The organism is Halorubrum tibetense (assembly GCF_042661865.1).
Taxonomy (GTDB): Archaea; Halobacteriota; Halobacteria; order Halobacteriales; family Haloferacaceae; genus Halorubrum; species Halorubrum tibetense.
Genome location: NZ_JBHSWW010000362.1, coordinates 1 through 2,055, shown reverse-complemented (window position 1 = coordinate 2,055; position 2,055 = coordinate 1). Strand labels below are relative to the sequence as shown.

The window sequence follows — 2,055 nt, the reverse complement described above, 5'->3', positions numbered from 1 at the left end:
GAGCACCAAGGCGACGATCCCGCCGACCACGGCGGCGACGTCTCGGGGGCTCGCGTCGGGCATCCCCTCGCGCTCGACGGCGGTGATTCCCGCCTGCGTCCGTTGGATCCGTCGGAGAACCACGACCGTGAACCCGACGAGCGCGACGAGGAGGACGACCCCCTCGCGGGGGCCGATCCGACCGTCCCAGCCGAGCGCGACGAGGAGGAACGCCGCGAGTATCATGAACGGGACGTGACGCTCTAAGACGGTGTCGGACACCTCCAACGGGCGGATGAGCGCGGCGACCCCCAACACGAGTCCGACATTGGCGATGTTCGAGCCGACGATCGCGCCGAGCCCGATGTCCGTCGAGACGGTGAGCGCGCCGAGGACGGCGACGAACAGCTCGGGGGCGGTCGTCGCGAACGCCACGACGGTGACGCCGACCGTCGACGCCTTCAACCCGATCGCGAGCGCGAGCTCGCGCGCGCCGGACACCAACAGCTCCGCGCCGAGGTACAACAGCCCGACGCCCGCGGCGAGGAGGACGAGTTCGGTAAGGGGCGAGCCGAGCGGCACGCTCGGCGGTTCTCACCGTCGTCTCAAAAACGCCGCGGTGTGGTGTCCACGGCGGGTACTACCGCACTCAGGCGCTCCCAGCGCGGAACTCGCCGTGTTTCATCCCGATGAGGAACACGACGGCCGCGAAGGCTATCATCGAGGGGACGACCATCGTCAGGGTCGTACTGAGGACCATCATACCGCCCCCGACGAGCCCGCCCGCGCCGAGCGCGACGAGCAGTACCACCAGACCGGCCGCAGTTGGGAGATCGAACTCCATACGATCGATCGGGCTCACGCGACAGTAAGGGTTGCGGGGACGGGTCGTCGATCAGACGACCAGGATGTCGTCGTCGTCGCCCGCTTCGTCCGGCAGCCGGAGGTCACCGTCCAGCGACACCACGGCGTCGCCGCCGATCGTGACCGGGTCGCCCGCGTCGCCGACCCACACCCGGACGTACCCCGGTCGGTCGACGAAGTGGCCCTGCTCGAAGCGGAGCTCGTCGGGGGTGTCGCCGTCGAACGCCTCGACGGCCCGGAGATAGCCGCCGACCGCGCCGCTCGCGGTGCCCGTCACCGGGTCCTCGTCGATCCCGACCGCGGGCGCGAACGCCCGCCCGTGGAGGGTCGATTCCCCGTCCAGCGTGTCGAACGTGAACGCGTACACGCCGGCGACGTCGAACTCGTCTGATATCGCCTCGATCGCGTCCGGGTCGGGGGATGCGCCCCCGAGGTGTTCGAGGAAGTTGACGGGGACGACGAGGAACGGGAGTCCGGTCGAAGCGACCGCGACGGGGAGGTCCGCGCCCACGTCGCGCAGCGCGGCCGGGTCGATCCCGAGAGCGTCGCCGAGGCGGTCGGCGTCGAGCGTGTCGGGGTCGATGACCGTCACCTCGGGCGGCTCTTGGCGCATCCGGACGCCCCCGTCGTCCTCCACTCGTATCGTGAGATCGCCGACGTTCGTCCGGAGCGTGTACTCGTCGGCGTCGATCGTCCCGTCGGCGAACAGGGTCGCGTACGCCGCCACCGTCGCGTGGCCGCAGAGGTCGACCTCCGTCGTCGGCGTGAAATACCGGACCCGGTGGTCCGCGTCGTCGCCGTCGCCGGCCACGGGCGTCACGAACGCCGTTTCGGACGCGCCGAGCTCCGCGGCGATCCGTCCCATCCGGTCGTCACTCAGCCCCGTCGCGTCGGGCACGACGCCGGCGACGTTGCCGGCGAGCGGCTCGTCGGTGAACGCGTCGACGAGCAGCGTGCGTCGGGTTTCCATGTCGAGGGGTCGGCGGCCGGCCGCAAAAGGCTCCCGCTCGGGGTCAGGATCGTGGGTGCTGTCGGCCTCGCGAACGCCCGCGGATCGCGCGACCCTTTATCAGTCGTTGCCGGCGTGGTGGCTGCCGTCGGCTGCCCATTTATCAGTCGTTGCCGACGCGGTGGCTTGACACGTGGAGTCGCCCCGACTCCGCACCGCACCTCACGCCTCCCCAGCCTCGCAGCGGTCGCTTATAAGCGACC

General features: G+C 70.6%; 3 protein-coding genes. All 3 read right to left on the bottom strand.

Translation table 11 applies throughout. The features are described from left to right. Window positions 1-561: sodium:calcium antiporter (locus tag ACFQEU_RS15045; protein ID WP_379783472.1), on the bottom strand; the 561-nt coding region annotated here is incomplete at its 3' end. A 67-nt stretch (window positions 562-628) separates the two neighbouring features. Further along, on the bottom strand, window positions 629-823 hold the full coding sequence (locus ACFQEU_RS15040; protein WP_379783470.1) for a DUF7333 family protein: 195 nt from the start codon (window positions 821-823) through the stop codon (window positions 629-631). 51 nt (window positions 824-874) lie between these two features. Then, on the bottom strand, window positions 875-1,813 hold the full coding sequence (locus ACFQEU_RS15035; protein ID WP_379783468.1) for a PhzF family phenazine biosynthesis protein: 939 nt from the start codon (window positions 1,811-1,813) through the stop codon (window positions 875-877). Window positions 1,814-2,055: the final 242 nt, after the last annotated feature.

Bases quoted from the DNA above. Each gene is read 5' to 3' on its own strand.
- ACFQEU_RS15040 (WP_379783470.1), bottom strand. From the start codon at position 823: ATGGAGTTCGATCTCCCAACTGCGGCCGGTCTGGTGGTACTGCTCGTC.
- ACFQEU_RS15035 (WP_379783468.1), bottom strand. From the start codon at position 1,813: ATGGAAACCCGACGCACGCTGCTCGTCGACGCGTTCACCGACGAGCCG.